This window comes from Acidaminococcus sp. HCP3S3_H5, assembly GCF_052122235.1.
In the GTDB taxonomy this organism is placed as follows: domain Bacteria; phylum Bacillota; class Negativicutes; order Acidaminococcales; family Acidaminococcaceae; genus Acidaminococcus.
This window is the reverse complement of record NZ_JBQKCS010000004.1, coordinates 1-16,140: the sequence shown is the minus strand read 5'-3', so window position 1 is coordinate 16,140 and position 16,140 is coordinate 1. Positions and strand designations below refer to the sequence as shown.

Here is a 16,140-nt window from a genome sequence, read left to right as displayed (position 1 = left end):
TTAGCAAACTTCATGGACGATAATTATACCATAATATAAGGGCTATCGCCAAATTTATTTATGATTTTTTTGTGAAACTTTTTTAATGGAATTTTTTCCCGTCCCGGATCAGTTCCTTCCACTCCGGTCGGTCCAGGGCCAGCCGGATCACCGTCACCAGCCCGTAATTGGAATTGTACCGGTAGAAAATCAGGAACCGGCCGGCCCCGAAGCACCGGACTCCTTCCAGGTCCAGGAGGGAATCCCGGGCATTGGCCGCCAGTTTGGGGAAGGCTTCCACTTCCTTCAGCACCCGGTCCAGGACTGCCATTTCCTCCCGGCTGCAGCTGCTTTCAGCCGCCTTCCGGTCCCGGAGGGCTTCCCGGGTGAATGCCAGATTTCCCCGGGCATCGGGCATGTCTTCCTGTTCCAGGCTTTTCAGGCCCCGGGCCGCAAAGTCCCGGACCTGTTCCCGCAGGGCTTCCTCCATGTTCTCCCGTCCTTCCATGAAAAAAAGGGCTGCCGCAATGCGGCAGCCCTTCTGGTCTTTAAGCTTCGGCTTCCACCGGGTAAACGCTGATGGTACGGCGGTCTTTGCCCCATCTTTCAAAAGCAACCTTGCCGGCCACTTTCGCATAGATGGTGTAGTCCTTGCCCATGCCAACGTTCTGGCCCATATGGAAACGGGTGCCGCGCTGACGGACGATGATGGAACCTGCGGTTACCAGCTGACCGTCATGGGCTTTGGTCCCCATGCGCTGTGCGTTGGAATCACGGCCGTTGTGGGTAGAACCGGACCCTTTCTTATGAGCGTGTAATTGAAGGATTAATTCGAACACGATGTTCACCTCCTGTGTTCCTTGATCATGAGATAATCCTGGGAATAGGTCTTCTGCAGATGGCGCAGGCCGCAGACCATGGTCTTCAGCACTGCATCCGTCTTCGCATCAGGCTCATCCACCAGTCTTACAGCCAGGCTGCCGTCTTCCTGGTCAATGGAGTAGTCCACCTTCCGATGGAGGACTTCATTGAGGCCATTGGCGGCCACCTGAGTATTCAGCGATACAGCATAGCACACTTCGTCGAACCCATCCGGGCTGTACTCCGCATGCCCCGATACCCTGTACCGTCTGATTCTGCCACGGCTGTTGTAGTAAATGTCTACGGCAATCATGGCTTAGGCTTCGATAGAAGTGATTTCAACCTGGGTGAACGGCTGACGATGACCCTGACGTTTCCGATAGTTGGATTTAGCTCTGTATTTGAAAACAAAGATCTTATCAGCTTTGCCCTGTTTGGCAACCTTGGCGGTTACCTTGGCGCCGGCTACGGTAGGAGCCCCTACTTTCACATCGCCATCGTTGACAACAGTCAGAACTTCGTCAAAAACGACTTCCTGGCCTTCTTCAACGTTCAGTTTTTCAACGTTCAGTACATCGCCTTCGCTGACGCGGTACTGTTTGCCACCTGTACGGATAATAGCGTACATATTCTGCACCTCCCTCATTCCAAGACTCGCCGAATACGGTAACTCCTTCCGGAGTTTTTGGGAACCTCTCCGGGCGGTAGTGCCAAATTCACATTCAGCCTTGATAGTTTACTACAAAACGGAAAAAAACGCAAGTTTTTTCCCGTTTCTCCCCGTTTTTTTCCGGGGAAATTTCCTGTTTTTCCTGTATTCCTCAGAAAGGAAACATGCTATAATTATTAGATTGCAAACTGCAGAAAGGTCGTGAGAATCAAAGATGAAAGAAATGATTCGTCTGGTTGGAATCACCAAGGAATTTGAAAACAACCTGATCATCCCTACCCTGAACCTGACAATCTATGACGGGGAATTCGTGACCCTTCTAGGCCCTTCCGGCTGTGGGAAAACCACCATGCTGCGCATGATCGCCGGTCTGGAGACGCCTACGGCGGGCCATATTTTTTTGGACAACGAAGACGTAACCCGTCTGGCTCCCTATAAACGAAACGTGAATATGGTGTTCCAGCACTATGCCCTGTTCCCTCATATGACCGTGGAGGAAAATATCCGCTTCGGGCTGATGATGAAGAAAGTCCCTCAGAAAGAACAGCAGAAACGGGTGGCCGAAGTGCTCCAGCTGACTCAACTGGAAGAGCTGCGCTACCGCCGGCCCCAGCAGATGAGCGGCGGTCAGCAGCAGCGGGTGGCCATTGCCCGCGCCCTGGTGAACAACCCCAAAGTGCTCCTTTTGGACGAACCATTGGGTGCCCTGGACTACAAGCTCCGGAAAACCATGCAGCTGGAACTGAAGAACCTCCAGCAGCGGCTGGGCATCACCTTCATCTATGTGACCCATGACCAGGAGGAAGCTCTCACCATGAGCGACCGGGTCATCATCGTCAACGGCGGGAAGATCGAACAGGACGATCCCCCGGCCCGGATCTACCAGTATCCCCGGAGCCGGTTTGCCGCCAGCTTCATCGGGGAGAACAACTTCTTCCCGGTGCCCGGGGATGACAGCCGTCTCCTTTCCGTCCGGCCCCAGTTCATCAATGTCCGGAGCCTGGAAGAAGCCGCAGCTGCCGGAACCCAGCCTGCCCACACCGGCACGGTGGAACAGATCCAGTTCTGCGGCACCCTGGACAAGCTGTTCATCCGGCTGGATTCCACCCGGGAAATCATCACTGCCTACCAATATTATGATGAATACCGGAAATGGGAAGTGGATGACCGGGTGGCCATCAGCTGGGACGCCAAAGACGGCGTCCAGGTGACGAAATGAAGCGGGGGAAACTGCTGGTGCTGCCGGCCATGGGGTGGCTGACCCTGTTCTTTGCCCTGCCCCTTTTGATCGTGGTGGGCGTATCCTTTGCCTCCCGCACAGCCTACGGACAGGTGGTGTTCCAGTGGACCCTGGCCAACTATACCCGGTTCCTGGAACCTCTGTACCTGATGATTTTCGTCTCCACCCTGGCCACAGCCCTCATCACCACTCTGTTCACCTTTGCCATGGGCTATCCGGTGGCCTATACCATCGCCATGGTGCTGCCCAAAAAATGGCAGCAGGCCGGAATCATCCTGGTAATGATCCCCTTCTGGATCAACTTCCTGATCCGTTCCTATTCCTGGGTGATCATCCTCCGGGCCCAGGGGCTGGTGAACACCTTCCTCCTCCACCTGGGAGTGATCCAGGTGCCCATGACCCTGCTCTACAACAACTATGCCGTGATGCTGGGAATGGTCTACGCCCTTCTGCCCTTTATGGTACTGCCCATCTACGTTTCTCTGGAACAGATGGACAAGCGGCTGCTGGAAGCCGCCAGTGACCTGGGGGCCGCTCCCTTCACCGCTTTTCGTAAGATCACCCTGCCGCTCACCCTGCCGGGGGTGGCCGCCGGTTCCATCCTGGTGTTCATTTCCTCCCTGGGGATGTTCGTGGTGCCGGACATTATGGGAGGTGCCAAAAGCGCCCTGATGGGAAACGTGATCCAGAACCAGTTCCTGGCTGCCCGGGACTGGCCTTTTGGATCCGCCCTGTCCATTATCCTGGCGCTGCTCTCCCTGGTGATGATTGCCCTGTACTACAAAGCCCTGGAAGCCCAGAAAGGAGGGAAGTCCCATGCAGAAAAGCTGGCGTAACGCCACCCTCCTGTCCTATTCCCTGGCCATCCTGGCCTTTTTGTACCTGCCCCTTCTGATCCTGTCCCTGTACTCTTTCAACGATTCCCGGATCAATGCGGTGTGGACAGGGTTCACCCTGAAATGGTACGCATCCCTGCTCCAGAATGACCGGGTGCTGGAAGCCCTGGAAAACAGCCTGCTCATCGCCTCCATCACCACAGTGGTCACCACCGTCATGGGAACCCTGGCGGCCCTGGCCCTCCACCGGTACCAGTACAAATGCAAATTTCTCATCAACAGCCTGCTGTACCTGCCCATCCTGATCCCGGAAATCGTCATGGGGCTGTCCCTGCTGGTGCTGTTCTCCCAGACCGGGATCCCACTGGGAAAAACCACCCTGATCATCGCCCACATCACCTTCTGCCTCTCCTTTGTGATCATCACCGTGGGAGCCCGGCTGGAAGGCTGCCGGCAGGACCTGGAAGAAGCGGCCAGCGATCTGTATGCCACTCCCTGGCAGGCCTTCCGGTATATAACCTTCCCCATGATCCTGCCCGGGGTGGTGGCCGGTGCCCTGATGGCCTTCACCCTGTCCATCGACGATTTCGTGATCAGCTTCTTTGTGGCCGGGCCCAATTCCACCACCCTGCCCCTGTACATTTACGCCATGGTCAAACGGGGGATTTCTCCCCAGATTAACGCCCTGTCCACCTGCATGATGCTGGTTACCGTCTCCCTGGTGGTGATTTCCCAGCTGCTGCAGAAAAAGGGCTACCATTCTTCCCGAAAGGACTGATGCTGCGTGAAAAAACTTTCCTGGCTCCTGGTCCTGTGTCTGGTGCCCCTGGTGCTTGCTCTTACCGGCTGCAGCAGTGAAAAAAAGCCCGCCGATGACGGGAAACAGGTGCTGAACATTTTCAGCTGGGCGGACAATTTCGACCCGGACATGATCAAAGCCTTTGAACAAAAATATAACTGCAGGGTGAACTACGACGTGTTCGCCAACAACGAGGAGCTTCTGGCCAAACTCCAGGCCGGTGGCGCCCAGTACGATCTGATCCAGCCTTCCGACTATATGGTGTCCACCATGATCAAACTGAACATGCTGGAAAAGCTGGATAAGGACGCCATCCCCAATACCCGGAACATGATGGACACCCTCCAGCATCCCCAGTTCGATCCTACGGGAGACTATTCCGTGGTCTACACCTGGGGTATGACCGGAATCGTCTACAACAAGAAATACATCAAAACCCCGCCCACCTCCTGGAACGATCTGTGGGATCCCGCCTACAAGGGCCGGGTAATCCTGCTCAACGACAGCCGGGAAGTGTTCGGCATGGCCCTGAAGAAGAACGGCTGGTCCAACAACTCCACGGATCCCGCCCAGCTGGCCAAGGCTTTCCAGGATTTGAAGGCCCTGGCCCCCGATGTGCTGGCTTACGATACGGACAGCCTGAAGCAGAAATTCATTGCCGAAGAAGGCTGGATCGGCACCATGTGGTCCGGGGATGCCTCCTTCAGCTACCGGGAGAACCCCAACCTGGGGTTCGTGATTCCCAAGGAAGGGACCCTGGTGTGGGCGGATACCCTGGCCATTCCCAAAGGGGCCAAACACAAGGAACTGGCGGAGAAATTCATCAACTTCCTGTTTGATCCGGAGGTCAGTGCCAAAAACTACGAAGCCATCGGCTACAACGATCCCAACAGCAATGCCCGGAAGTACCATTCCAAAGAATACCTGGCAGACCCCATGTTGAACACCGCCATCACCCACCTGAAAGAGGGCGAATGGCTCCACGACCTGGGGGACGGAATCACCCTGTATGACAAGTACTGGACAGAACTGAAAACGATACGGTAAGGAAAAGGGACTGTGAAAAAATGAGAAATCATTTTTTCACAGTCCCTTTTTGTCACTGGTCTCTTGTGCGGCACCTATTATTTTGCCTGTTCTTTCTGGTTGTTCTGTACCTGTTTCACTTCCACAGGGATCAGGTTCAGGCCCTGGAGTTCGGCCTTTTTGCCTTTGACGCTGAACACAAAGGTCATCTGCACATTGGGAGCCTTTTTGGCATCGCCGATATACACCAGACGGTCTGCGTCAGCAAATTTGTCCAGACGGACCAGTTTCAGATTGCTGATGCCACCCAGCTGTTCCGTTACACCTTTTTTCATGTTGTCCAGTGCGGCAGCGTTGAAGTTCTTCTGGAGAGCCGGAGAGAAACCGGTGGAAACTTCTGCCAGCTGGCCTTTCCCCTGAATCAGTTTGATGACATTGCTGGTAGTAGTTTCTTCCTGAGCCAGCAGGTCACTGGCCGGGCTGGCAAAGCCCAGGCTGGCCATACCCAGAGACAGGACTGCCGTCAGCATTAGAATGATTTTTTTCATGTTGGATCCAACCCTTCTTTTTATCAGATATTGTCTTTTTCGATCCGTTCCATGGCTTCTTTGGTGCCTTCGTGAGTACCGAAAGCACTGAGCCGCAGATACCCTTCGCCCATGGTGCCGAAACCGGCGCCGGGGGTCCCTACAATGGCCAGGTCGTTCAGCAGGTGGTCAAAATATTCCCAGCTGCCCATGCCATTGGGGCACTTCATCCATACATAGGGAGAATACACACCCCCATAGTATTTGTAGCCCTTCTTGTCGAAGGTTTCCATCATCATCCGGGCGTTTTCCCGGTAGTAGGCCAGCATATCCCCGCATTCCTTTTCGCCCACAGGGGACATGGCAGCTTCCGCCCCTCTTTGGACAATGTAGTTCACACCATTGAACTTGGTGGTCTGCCGGCGGAGCCACATTTTGTTCAGGCTCATTTCCCTCCCTTCCGGAGATTTCCGGGTCAGCTGGAGAGGCACCACCGTGTAGCCGCAGCGGGTACCGGTGAACCCTGCAGTCTTGGAGAAGGAACAGAATTCAATGGCACAGTCCTTGGCGCCAGGGATGGTGTAGATGCTCCGGGGCATATCCGGGTTGGTGATGAAGGCTTCGTAAGCCGCATCATACAGGATGATGGCGTCGTTCTTCAGAGCGTAGTCCACCCATTCCTTCAGCTGTTCCTTGTTGTAGGCAGCCCCGGTGGGGTTGTTGGGGGAACACAGATAGATGATGTCCGCCTTCACAGCCGGATCCGGCATGGGCAGGAAGTCGTTTTCCGGAGTCCCGTTCATGTACAGGATCTTCCGGTCCCGCATCACGTTGGTGTCCACATATACCGGGTACACCGGATCCGGAACCAGGATCACATTGCTGTCATCGAACAGGTCAGTGATGTTGCCGCAGTCGCTTTTGGCTCCGTCGCTGACGAAGATTTCCTTGGTTTCCAGCTGGACCCCGTGACGGGCATAGTATTTGGCAATGGCTTCGTGAAGGAATTCATAACCCTGTTCGGGACCATAGCCCCGGAAGGTTTCCTTGTGGCCCATTTCCTGGACGGCCTTGGTCATGGCTTCCACCACAGAAGGAGCCAGGGGCAGGGTAACATCCCCGATGCCCATTTTAATGAGCTTTTTTTCCGGATGGGCTTCGGTAAAAGCCTTCACCCGTGCAGCAATATCTGAAAACAGATAGCTTTCCTTTAACTTCGCAAAATTCCCATTCACTAACGCCATATCTGACTCTCCTTTAATGCAAAAGAATGTATTCCTCTTAGGAACCTTTATTTATTGTAAAGTAGCCCTGGAGGAAAGTCAATTATTTCAAACTTTCTTCCAAAATTTCTTCCGGGATTTCGATTTCCCCTTCATAGACCGTTACAGCCGGTCCTTTCAGGGTCATGGCATCTCCCTCTCCGGTGCGGACCTGGAGCAGGCCCCCTTTGGCTTCCACCTTCAGGAATTCATTCCGTCTGCCGGCTTTGTCCAGGGCCACGCAGGCATACCCTACGGCACAGGCCCCGGTGCCGCAGGCCCAGGTTTCCCCGCTGCCCCGTTCCCAAACCCGGAACTTCACATAGTTTTCATCCACCACCTGGACGAATTCCACATTGGTCCGCTCCGGGAAAAGCGGCGAATTTTCAATGATCCGGCCCACTTCTTCCACCGGTGCCGTTTCCACATCATCCACAAAGGTGACAAAATGAGGGTTTCCCATGGAAACAGCCGTTCCACGGACAGTCAGTTCCATGCCGTCAGGCCGGGTAAAAGTCACCGGCTGGTCCACACAGGTTGCCCCGGGCCAGTCCATGGGAATGGCGGCCACCCGGGTCTCCGCTTTTCCCATATCCACTTCCGCCAGGACCACTTTGCCGTTTTCCACGGTCATATGGATGGTCTTGATACCCCCCAGGGTATCCAGGGTGATGGTATCCTTGTGGGTCAGCCCTTTGTCATAGACATATTTGGCAATGCATCGGGACCCGTTCCCGCACATTTTCCCTTCGGAAGCATCCGCATTGAACATCCGCATCCGGAAATCCGCCTTGTCCGAAGGACAGATGCAGATCAGTCCATCAGAACCGATGCCGAACCGCCGGCGGCTCACATATTCGGAGATTTTCCCCGGGTTGGGCAGCATCCGGTCCATGCAGTCCACATAAACATAGTCGTTGCCGCAGCCGTGCATTTTGGTAAATTTCATTTTCATGGAGTCTTCCCCCTCATTTTCTATTGATTCTCTATTATATCATGAAAGCCACGGGTCTGCACTTTTTCCCGTACCGTCAGCGGTTTACTGACCATTGGCCGCTGACAAAAAGGAGGGTGCTGCCTGTGCAGCACCCCCTTTTTCACTCTTCACTCTTCACTTTTCCCAATAGTCACCGTATCCACCAGGGTCCCGTCGGGCAGGAAGCACTGGATCCGGAGCTGGTCTTCCTGTTTTTCCAGTACCAGGTAGTTGTCCGTTTCCGGCTGGGGGGCCAGGGTCACATCCAAGGCATGGCGCTTCCAGAGGCTGGGATACCGCACGTCTCCAGCCACGCCGGTAATGATGTAAGAAGGTCCGTGATCTGCCCGCTGGAAATCGTAGATCTTTCCCCGATTCCGATAGGTATGGAGATGGGCACTGAGCACCAGGTCCACCCCGTACCGGTCAAAGAGGGGCATCCATTCCCTTCCTTCCGGAGAGAACCCTTCCGCCCGGTCCCGTCCCGGCCGGGTTGCCGGATCAAAGGCATACTGGAGGGGGTCCTTGTGCATCAGCACAATATTCCATTTGCCCCGGTTCCGTACCATATCTTCCTGGAACCAGGCCTCCTGGTCCCGGGCCAGATCCGGTTCCCATTCCTTCAGTTCCTCGTTCTGGGTGTTCAGCACCACAAAATGCACATCCCCCACGGTAAAGGAATAGAACTGGTTCCGGTATTTTTCCCGTCCGTTGTCCGGCAGGGCGAACCGGTGGAGATACCCTTCCGGCATCCGTACCTTCCAGTTCAGGTCGTAGGTTTCATGGTTCCCCATCAAAGGCGCCACCGGGATTTTTTCCGCCATGGGTTCCACCACCCCGAACCAGGCGTTCCACTGGCTGCTGTCTTCCCCGTTGTCCACCAGGTCACCCATGTTCACAAAGAAACTGGCGTCCGGGTTCCGCTGCCAGGCAGGCTGGGCGGCAGCCTTCCACACGCTGTAATCCGCCGACTGGGAATCCGGGAAGATCAGGGCCTTGAAGGTATTGCCGGCAAAGGCTTTCAGAGGCATCCACTCCGTGGCCTTCTTTCCCGCCCGGATCCGGTACTCATAGGCCTGTCCCGGTTCCAGCTGTTCCAACCGGGCCGTATAGATCCAGGTGTCCTTGTCTCCGTCCGTGAATTTTTCTTCTGTCACCGAATCGGCTGTCAGGGAACTTTCTCCGGCCTTCCGGTATTCCAGCACCGGTTCTTCTTTCACCGGATAATCCGACTGCCACTGGATCACCCGGCTCCGGGAGGGATCCGCCGTCATCACCTGCCGGATGTTCCGGGCCTCCACCTGGTCCAGCAGATCATAATGGATGGCCGCTCCCCGGGCCTGGTCCACTTTTCCCAGGGCCCAGGTCCGGAACCAGGGAGAAAAATGCCAGACACCGGCCACCAGGGCCACTGCCAGCGCCAGGAACCCCATAAGGATCCGGCTCTTTTTTATGGAAACGTTCTTCTTCACCGTACTTTTCACTCCTTTAATTCTGTACTTGCCTGTCTATAGCATAAAAGAATGGCCGCCACAATACAAATACTTTATGGTCATGGGATTTTATACGAAAACAGTATACTGACCAAAAGAATAAAAAGCAACAAGGAAGCAGTATCCTCTTCCTGCATCTTGACACTTCTGAAGAAAAGCTCTATACTGCAAATAACAGATTTAAATTTATCAATATGAAAGGAGGCTGTCAGATGGAAAATCTTGCTTTTAAAGCCCGTTTGTTCAAGGCCCTGGGCGATGAAAACCGGCTCCACATCCTGGAACTGCTCCAGGGCGGGGAACGGTGTGCCTGCGTACTGCTGGAAAATCTCCATCTGTCCCAGCCCACCCTTTCTCATCATATGAAGATCCTGTGTGACGCAGGGCTGGTCACCGGCCGGAAAGAAGGCAAATGGGTCTACTATACCCTGAACCGGGAAACAGCCCGGGAACTGGAAGCCCTGATCCGGGACCTGTTCCGGGAAACCCCGTCCTTCAAGCCGGCAGAATGCAGCTGTCCCAGATGCCAGTAAAATTTTTTGCGTTAATGAATTGATAAATTTCAATCTATAAATTTATTTTTTTGGGAGGAAGCTATTATGGAAAGAAAACAGGTGCAGATTTTTGAACAGGCCATGTGCTGCCCTACAGGACTTTGCGGTCCTTCCATTGATCCGGAACTGCTGCGGATTTCCGCCGTACTGGACACCCTGGAAAAACACAGTATCCCAGTAGAGCGGTAAAAAGGAAAGGGGTTGGAAACACTATGAGCCAAATGGAAAACAAGATGGGCATCAGCCCGTTCCAGAGATATCTTTCTCTGTGGGTATTTCTCTGTATGGTGGCCGGTGTACTGGTGGGCCATTTCCTGCCGGCTGTGCCCCGGTTCCTGGACCGGATGCAGATTGACGGGATTTCCATTCCCATTGCCATCCTGATCTGGATCATGATCTACCCCATGATGATGAAGGTGGATTTCCAGAGCATCCGGGAAGTGGGCCGGCATCCCAAGGGACTTTTTGTCACCTGGGTCACCAACTGGCTGATCAAACCCTTTACCATGTACGGCCTGGCCGCCTTCTTCTTTTATCAGGTGTTCCAGGCTTTCATTCCCCGGGACCTGGCTACCCAGTATCTGGCAGGAGCCGTACTCCTGGGGGCCGCCCCCTGCACTGCCATGGTCTTTGTCTGGAGTACTCTGACCAAAGGAGATCCGGCCTATACGGTAGTCCAGGTGGCTACCAATGATCTGATCATCCTGGTGGCCTTCGTGCCCATTGTCAAATATCTGCTTGGCGTATCCCATGTAACGGTGCCCTACAGTGTGCTGTTCCTGAGCATCTTCCTGTTTGTGGTGATTCCCCTGGCGGGAGGGATCCTGACCCGGATCACAGTGATCCACCGGAAAGGGGAAGCCTATTTCAACCAGGTCTTTGTCCACAAATTCGATCAGGCCACCACCTGGGGCCTGCTGCTGACCCTGTGCATCATCTTCAGTTCCCAAGCCCAGGTGATCCTGTCCAATCCCTTCCATATCCTGCTGATTTCCATTCCCCTGGTGCTCCAGACCTATCTGATCTTTGCCATTGCCTATGGAGCCAGCAATCTGCTCCACCTGCCCCACAGCATTGCGGCCCCTGCCGGCATGATCGGTGCCTCCAACTTCTTTGAACTGGCCGTAGCCGTGGCCATTGCCCTGTTCGGAGTCACCAGTCCCGCCGCCCTGGCCACCACCGTCGGTGTCCTGACGGAAGTGCCGGTGATGCTGAGCCTGGTGAAGATAGCCAATAGAAAATAAGAGGGTGCTGCACGTTATGTGCAACACCCCGGCCTCATGAGCCGCATAGCGGCTCGGTTTCGAGTCTCGAGACCTGAAGAGGGGGCTGTTGCGAACGCAGCAGCCCCTTTTTTATTTCGTCAATTCCGTCAGTGTCCCGACGATGATCCGGGCCACCTTGGCAGTACTTTCCAGTTCCACCGATTCATCGGCGCTGTGGATGGCGTGAGTATTGGGCCCCACGCTAACCAGATCCAGCTTGGGATTGGCCTTGTAGAAGAATCCGGTTTCCAGGCCTCCGTGCATGGCCACGATCTTGGATTTCCGTCCCATGACTTCTTCGTGGACCCGTTCCATGGCCGGCCGCAGGACACTGTTCCGATTTTCCGTCCAGGCCGAGAAAATAGTCCCCACTTTTACGGCAAAACCGGTGACTTTGGCAAAGACCGGCATGGTCCGGACAAATTCCTCCAGTCTTTCATTGGAAGAAGAACGGGGAAAGTATTCCAGATCCAGTGATCCATCCTGTACTTTGACAGTCCCCATATTGGCCGAAAGATCCGGAAGTTCCGCCATCTGCTGGTTCATGGCAAAGACTCCCGTATGGAGCAGCACCAGAAGATCCGTCACCTGGGCCGTATCTTCTTCAGACCATACCTGACGGGGATTTTCCACTTTCTGGGCCGTAAGATCCAACGTCTTTTCCACATCCCCATAAACAGCCTGCTGGCTGGCCTTTTCTTCGGCCACCAGTCTGCCGGCCTGTTCCATTTTGTCCGCCGGCAGGGCAATCAGGGCCCGGGCCTGGGACGGAATGGCATTGGCTGCCGCTCCCCCGGAAAGATCGTCCAGACGGTATGGAATCCCCGCCTGTTCCATCCGTTCCAGTGCCATGGCCAGTGCCTTGATGGCATTGCTCTTCCCTTTGTTGATAGTTTCCCCGGAATGGCCGCCCACAAACCCATTGGCAGCAATTTCCAGTGCCCCGTCATAGGGATTGTCTTCTTTCGTCAGCTTCCGGGTGAAATCCACATGGACACTGCCGGCGGACGCCACCACGATCTGATCTGCGGCTTCACTGTCGCAGTTGATCACATACTGAGCATCCTGGAGCCAACGGGGATCCAGATTCATGGATCCGGTCATATGGACTTCTTCATCCACCGTAAAGATGAGACGCAGGGGCCCATGGGCAAAATCCTGCTGGAGCAGGAACAGGAAGGTGGCGGCGGCAATGCCGTCATCAGCTCCCAGGCTGGTGCCATCTGCCCGAAGGATATTCCCTTCCCGGATCATCCGGATGGGATCTTTCAATGGATCATACGCCACCCCCGGTTTTGCCACACAGACCATATCCATATGGCCCTGGAGAATGGTACGGGGCACCGTTTCACAGCCTTTGGAAGCCGGCACGTCTGCAATGATGTTGTTGACCTTGTCCTGATGGACCTGGGCTCCCAACGCACGGAGCCGGGACGCCAGATAATCGCTGACGGCCTTTTCATGGCCGGACTTCCGGGGATGAGCAGCCAGACCGGCGAACTCTTTCAGGATTCCCTCAATGATTTCCTCATCAGACAGATTGAGCATGGCCGAACCTCCTTATTTCCCGGCATTAAAGTCCATGGCCGTCTTGGCATACAGCATGGCACCGCCCAAGAGAGCACTTTCATCTACCGTATAATGGCAGGAATGCTGAGGATAGATAGCCCCGCACTTGGGATTCCGGATACCCAGCAGTGCTACGGCACCAGGGACTTTGTCCATGAAGAAGGCGAAATCTTCGCCGCCCATGGTCCCCGGTTCGGAAACCGGCGCATCGGATCCGATGACTTCCCGGGCTGCGCCCTGGACCACCTGAGCCATATGCTGGTCATTGATTACCGGCGGGCACAGGACAATATTCTTGGTGGTTGCCTTGGCTCCAAAAGCGGCAGCCGTTTCACTGGCCACCCGGTCGATCAGCTTGGGCAGCTGGGCATTGATTTCCTTGCTGAAGCAGCGGCTGGTACCGGCCAGATGGGCGTTTTCCGCCACTACGTTCCACCGTTCCCCTGCGGTGACTTCACCCACCGTAACCACGACCGGATCCATGGGAGAGAAGTTCCGGCTGACCAGGGTCTGCAGGTTGCTGATCACTGCGGCCTGGACCACTGCCGCATCAATGCATTCCTGAGGCGTGGCTGCATGGCCGCCCCGGCCTTTGATGTCAATGGTGAACTTGTTGGCGCCGCCCATCCGGGGACCTGCGTCACAGCAAACATGGCCGGCATCCACATCGAACCACACATGGATGGCAAAGCAGCCGTCCACACCTTCCAGGGCGCCCTGTTCAATCATGGAAGGAGCACCGGTAGCCACTTCTTCTGCCGGCTGGAAGGCCAGTTTCACCGTGCCGCACAAGTCTTTTCTCATATCTTGGAGAATATGGGCAGCCGTCAGCATCATGGAAATATGGCAGTCATGACCACAGGCATGCATTACACCGGTATTTTCGCTGGTAAAAGGAAGACCAGTATCTTCCGTAACGGACAGGGCATCAATATCGCCCCGGAGCAGGATGGTTTTCCCGGGCTTTTCCCCTTTGATGGTAGCCAGGATACCGGTCTGGAGTCCGCAAGGAACCCAGGATACACCGATCTTATCCAGCTCTTCCTTGATGACCTTGCTGGTATTGAATTCCTTTTCACTGAGTTCAGGATGCTGATGAAAATACCGTCTCATCTGAACCTGATAATCACTGTATTTCTGTGCAACTGTTTTCATATCCATCTTTACCGTCTCCTTATTTTTCATACATCAGGACATGCATCTATCAATCAGACAATCAGAACAGCGTTGCAAAATATCCGGCGATCATTACAGAAGTAATGGTCACGGATGTAAATCCCCCTACGATCATGCTGGGAAAGATATTGGCCATCAGATAGCCTCGTTCTTCGCTGTTGGCAGCCAGGGTGCTGCAGGTCATTTCCGTCAGCAGGGCATCTGCCGGGAAACCGTACAATGCAGTCAGACCGTTGGCAAACGCCAGAGGGAAAGAAACCTTCATAAGCTTGGAAATCACATAAGCAAATACCGCCATGCCCACCACAGCGACCACAACCAGGATGATCATGGGAACAATCAGGGAAGAAAGCATATCAGGAGTGCAGTTTTTCAGTCCGTCAAACACGAACATCATCAGAGCAAAGGTGGTGATCCAGAAAGAGCCGGCCCGGGTCAATGCATTCTGATCCAGGAACCCGATGTAGGTAAAGGCCACGCTGAGGACCAGTGCCCAGATAGCGCCGTTCACCGGAGTGACTTTCCCCATGATGATGGCCAGTCAGGCCACCAGACCCATCTTGGTCATAATCATCACAGGGGTGTTCATCATCTTGGGAAGCGGAGGCAGCAGGGTTTTCCGCTGTTCCTTTTCACTGGCCATGGCGGACATGCCCACATGGGAGTTGGCTTCGATCTGTTCCGGAGTCAGCACCACTTCACCGGACCGCAATTGCTTCAGCAGCCGTTTCCCTTCCATGTGAAGGCAGAAGGCTGTCAAAGGATATCCGGCAAAGCCCTGGATGCAGTAGGTGGCCACGGCAAATACGGAAGCTTCCGTAAGACCGGCTTTCAAGGCTGCCTTCTGCATGATGGTGGTGGAAACGATTCCCCCGGTAAGAGGAGGAATCCCGGCGATGACCAAGGTCCGGTCCATCATCAGGGAGCCTGCATAGTACCCGATGACACACATGCCCAACAGGCCGAACAGGCAGATGATGACGGTTCTCCACTGCTTGATCAGCTGTTGCAGACTGATAATGGTACCGATATGGACCAGCAGCAGGAAAATGCCAATGGTATTGCCAAAAGGCATCAATCCGGAATTGGTGACCAGTTCTTTCGGGAAAATGGTCCAATACCCCAGCAGCATCACACAGGCCGTAACGAATACGGAAGGCACCCATGCCCTGGACCAATGTGACACCAGTTCACCGATAATGTAAGCTACACCACAAGCTACAAAAGCCAGGGCGAAGTTGTAATACCACATAATACCAACCCCACTTCAATCAACAGATTTCTCTTCCCTGCATTCCTACTCTTCTACCCTGCTATGGGAAGTAACGTGTATTGTTATACTACTTTTCGTTCTGTTTTTCAAGAGTTTTGTAAAGTTTTTATTCTGTTGTTTTCTTGAAGAGGTATATTGTTTTAATTTGTCTGTGGTATTTACACTTAATAAGATATAATTATAATATATAAAATAAAAGGTGATTTATTGTTTTTCCAATGTCCTTGCAGGCTATGGATTTTGAATGAAAAAAATAGGCGGCCGGGGCGGGCGGGCCTCCGGCACGCCCCTACCACGTTGGTGTCGGGCTGTAGAACCATTGGTCCCAGGAACGGATCCATCGACAATCCCGTTCCTGTGGTTTCCGTTGAAATCAATGACCCCAACGATGTAGAGGCTCAACCCAGGCAAGCCCGTCCCGGCCGCCCAAAGGACCGCAACTTCAAAAGCAGATGCCCCCGCATCTGGTATCTATCCGCCGCTGACACAAAAAAATTCCGCATCCATCAGATGCGGAATTTTTCTAACCGGCAGCTCCCTATCCTCCCGGACCGTTTCCAGTCGAGTACTTTCGGCGTATAAGGGCTTAACTGCTGTGTTCGGCATGGGAACAGGTGGATCCCCTTAGCTATCG

At 54.2% G+C, this 16,140-nt stretch carries 18 protein-coding genes, 1 rRNA gene and 1 pseudogene; 7 read left to right on the top strand and 13 right to left on the bottom strand.

Annotated features, from left to right (window positions below):
* Positions 1-82: 82 nt before the first annotated feature.
* From ACTQY5_RS05790 to rplU, 4 genes are read right to left on the bottom strand one after another with little or no spacing between them, the layout of a single operon-like run.
* Positions 83-469, bottom strand: coding sequence for a hypothetical protein (locus ACTQY5_RS05790; RefSeq protein ID WP_022487150.1), 387 nt, complete (start codon positions 467-469; stop codon positions 83-85).
* A gap of 58 nt (positions 470-527) precedes the next feature.
* Complete coding sequence (rpmA, locus tag ACTQY5_RS05785) at positions 528-818, bottom strand: 50S ribosomal protein L27 (protein ID WP_012937737.1); 291 nt, start codon at positions 816-818, stop codon at positions 528-530.
* Positions 819-823: 5 nt separating this feature from the next.
* Positions 824-1,153: a ribosomal-processing cysteine protease Prp gene (locus ACTQY5_RS05780; RefSeq protein ID WP_022487149.1), complete on the bottom strand. Its 330-nt coding sequence runs from the start codon at positions 1,151-1,153 to the stop codon at positions 824-826.
* 3 nt (positions 1,154-1,156) lie between these two features.
* On the bottom strand, positions 1,157-1,468 hold the full coding sequence (gene rplU / locus ACTQY5_RS05775; RefSeq protein ID WP_012937735.1) for a 50S ribosomal protein L21: 312 nt from the start codon (positions 1,466-1,468) through the stop codon (positions 1,157-1,159).
* A gap of 256 nt (positions 1,469-1,724) precedes the next feature.
* On the opposite strand from rplU, the gene ACTQY5_RS05770 reads away from it, so the two are divergent.
* Genes ACTQY5_RS05770 through ACTQY5_RS05755 form a run of 4 tightly spaced genes read left to right on the top strand, consistent with a single transcriptional unit; the run spans position 1,725 to position 5,432 of the window.
* On the top strand, positions 1,725-2,729 hold the full coding sequence (locus ACTQY5_RS05770; RefSeq protein WP_022487148.1) for an ABC transporter ATP-binding protein: 1,005 nt from the start codon (positions 1,725-1,727) through the stop codon (positions 2,727-2,729).
* Positions 2,726-3,586 (top strand): ABC transporter permease, encoded by an 861-nt coding sequence (locus ACTQY5_RS05765; RefSeq protein ID WP_154488684.1) that lies wholly within the window; start codon positions 2,726-2,728, stop codon positions 3,584-3,586. The genes ACTQY5_RS05770 and ACTQY5_RS05765 overlap by 4 nt, the downstream gene beginning before the upstream one ends.
* Positions 3,567-4,364, top strand: a complete 798-nt coding sequence (locus ACTQY5_RS05760; protein WP_022487146.1) for an ABC transporter permease — start codon at positions 3,567-3,569, stop codon at positions 4,362-4,364. The genes ACTQY5_RS05765 and ACTQY5_RS05760 overlap by 20 nt, the downstream gene beginning before the upstream one ends.
* A gap of 6 nt (positions 4,365-4,370) precedes the next feature.
* Positions 4,371-5,432 (top strand): polyamine ABC transporter substrate-binding protein, encoded by a 1,062-nt coding sequence (locus tag ACTQY5_RS05755; protein WP_279126692.1) that lies wholly within the window; start codon positions 4,371-4,373, stop codon positions 5,430-5,432.
* Between the two features lie 77 nt (positions 5,433-5,509).
* Here the strand turns inward: ACTQY5_RS05755 and ACTQY5_RS05750 are convergent, their stop codons facing one another.
* The 4 genes from ACTQY5_RS05750 to ACTQY5_RS05735 form a co-directional block, all read right to left on the bottom strand.
* Complete coding sequence (locus ACTQY5_RS05750) at positions 5,510-5,959, bottom strand: hypothetical protein (protein ID WP_154488683.1); 450 nt, start codon at positions 5,957-5,959, stop codon at positions 5,510-5,512.
* A 23-nt stretch (positions 5,960-5,982) separates the two neighbouring features.
* Entirely contained in the window at positions 5,983-7,182 is a 1,200-nt protein-coding gene (locus ACTQY5_RS05745; protein ID WP_441368925.1) for an LL-diaminopimelate aminotransferase, read from the bottom strand.
* 82 nt (positions 7,183-7,264) lie between these two features.
* On the bottom strand, positions 7,265-8,149 hold the full coding sequence (gene dapF, locus ACTQY5_RS05740) for a diaminopimelate epimerase (protein WP_441368980.1): 885 nt from the start codon (positions 8,147-8,149) through the stop codon (positions 7,265-7,267).
* A 155-nt stretch (positions 8,150-8,304) separates the two neighbouring features.
* Positions 8,305-9,648 (bottom strand): metallophosphoesterase, encoded by a 1,344-nt coding sequence (locus tag ACTQY5_RS05735; protein ID WP_441368924.1) that lies wholly within the window; start codon positions 9,646-9,648, stop codon positions 8,305-8,307.
* Between the two features lie 233 nt (positions 9,649-9,881).
* On the opposite strand from ACTQY5_RS05735, the gene ACTQY5_RS05730 reads away from it, so the two are divergent.
* The 3 genes and pseudogenes from ACTQY5_RS05730 (at position 9,882) to arsB (ending at position 11,467) form a co-directional block, all read left to right on the top strand.
* Positions 9,882-10,202 carry an ArsR/SmtB family transcription factor gene (locus ACTQY5_RS05730; RefSeq protein WP_441368923.1) on the top strand — a complete coding sequence of 107 codons (321 nt, stop codon included), beginning with the start codon at positions 9,882-9,884 and terminating at the stop codon, positions 10,200-10,202.
* Between the two features lie 66 nt (positions 10,203-10,268).
* Positions 10,269-10,409, top strand: a pseudogene (locus tag ACTQY5_RS05725) (arsenic metallochaperone ArsD family protein); the annotation flags it as partial.
* Between the two features lie 26 nt (positions 10,410-10,435).
* Positions 10,436-11,467, top strand: coding sequence for an ACR3 family arsenite efflux transporter (arsB, locus tag ACTQY5_RS05720; protein WP_441368922.1), 1,032 nt, complete (start codon positions 10,436-10,438; stop codon positions 11,465-11,467).
* A gap of 111 nt (positions 11,468-11,578) precedes the next feature.
* Here arsB and pepD read toward each other — a convergent pair whose 3' ends face one another.
* The 5 genes from pepD to rrf form a co-directional block, all read right to left on the bottom strand.
* Positions 11,579-13,036 (bottom strand): beta-Ala-His dipeptidase, encoded by a 1,458-nt coding sequence (pepD, locus tag ACTQY5_RS05715; RefSeq protein WP_441368921.1) that lies wholly within the window; start codon positions 13,034-13,036, stop codon positions 11,579-11,581.
* A gap of 12 nt (positions 13,037-13,048) precedes the next feature.
* Positions 13,049-14,218: an amidohydrolase gene (locus ACTQY5_RS05710; protein ID WP_022487134.1), complete on the bottom strand. Its 1,170-nt coding sequence runs from the start codon at positions 14,216-14,218 to the stop codon at positions 13,049-13,051.
* A gap of 55 nt (positions 14,219-14,273) precedes the next feature.
* Positions 14,274-14,762, bottom strand: a complete 489-nt coding sequence (locus tag ACTQY5_RS05705) for a hypothetical protein (RefSeq protein ID WP_441368920.1) — start codon at positions 14,760-14,762, stop codon at positions 14,274-14,276.
* Between the two features lie 12 nt (positions 14,763-14,774).
* The gene (locus ACTQY5_RS05700) at positions 14,775-15,485 is read right to left on the bottom strand and encodes a hypothetical protein (RefSeq protein ID WP_441368919.1); all 711 of its coding nucleotides are present in this window, start codon (positions 15,483-15,485) and stop codon (positions 14,775-14,777) included.
* A gap of 546 nt (positions 15,486-16,031) precedes the next feature.
* Positions 16,032-16,140, bottom strand: a 5S ribosomal RNA gene (rrf, locus tag ACTQY5_RS05695); the annotation flags it as partial.

Coding starts and splice junctions, on each gene's coding strand:
- ACTQY5_RS05790 (WP_022487150.1), bottom strand. CDS start 469: ATGGAGGAAGCCCTGCGGGAACAGGTCCGGGACTTTGCGGCCCGGGGC.
- ACTQY5_RS05780 (WP_022487149.1), bottom strand. CDS start 1,153: ATGATTGCCGTAGACATTTACTACAACAGCCGTGGCAGAATCAGACGG.
- rplU (WP_012937735.1), bottom strand. CDS start 1,468: ATGTACGCTATTATCCGTACAGGTGGCAAACAGTACCGCGTCAGCGAA.
- ACTQY5_RS05770 (WP_022487148.1), top strand. CDS start 1,725: ATGAAAGAAATGATTCGTCTGGTTGGAATCACCAAGGAATTTGAAAAC.
- ACTQY5_RS05765 (WP_154488684.1), top strand. CDS start 2,726: ATGAAGCGGGGGAAACTGCTGGTGCTGCCGGCCATGGGGTGGCTGACC.
- ACTQY5_RS05760 (WP_022487146.1), top strand. CDS start 3,567: ATGCAGAAAAGCTGGCGTAACGCCACCCTCCTGTCCTATTCCCTGGCC.
- ACTQY5_RS05750 (WP_154488683.1), bottom strand. CDS start 5,959: ATGAAAAAAATCATTCTAATGCTGACGGCAGTCCTGTCTCTGGGTATG.
- ACTQY5_RS05745 (WP_441368925.1), bottom strand. CDS start 7,182: ATGGCGTTAGTGAATGGGAATTTTGCGAAGTTAAAGGAAAGCTATCTG.
- dapF (WP_441368980.1), bottom strand. CDS start 8,149: ATGAAATTTACCAAAATGCACGGCTGCGGCAACGACTATGTTTATGTG.
- ACTQY5_RS05730 (WP_441368923.1), top strand. CDS start 9,882: ATGGAAAATCTTGCTTTTAAAGCCCGTTTGTTCAAGGCCCTGGGCGAT.
- arsB (WP_441368922.1), top strand. CDS start 10,436: ATGAGCCAAATGGAAAACAAGATGGGCATCAGCCCGTTCCAGAGATAT.
- pepD (WP_441368921.1), bottom strand. CDS start 13,036: ATGCTCAATCTGTCTGATGAGGAAATCATTGAGGGAATCCTGAAAGAG.
- ACTQY5_RS05710 (WP_022487134.1), bottom strand. CDS start 14,218: ATGGATATGAAAACAGTTGCACAGAAATACAGTGATTATCAGGTTCAG.
- ACTQY5_RS05705 (WP_441368920.1), bottom strand. CDS start 14,762: ATGGGGAAAGTCACTCCGGTGAACGGCGCTATCTGGGCACTGGTCCTC.
- ACTQY5_RS05700 (WP_441368919.1), bottom strand. CDS start 15,485: ATGTGGTATTACAACTTCGCCCTGGCTTTTGTAGCTTGTGGTGTAGCT.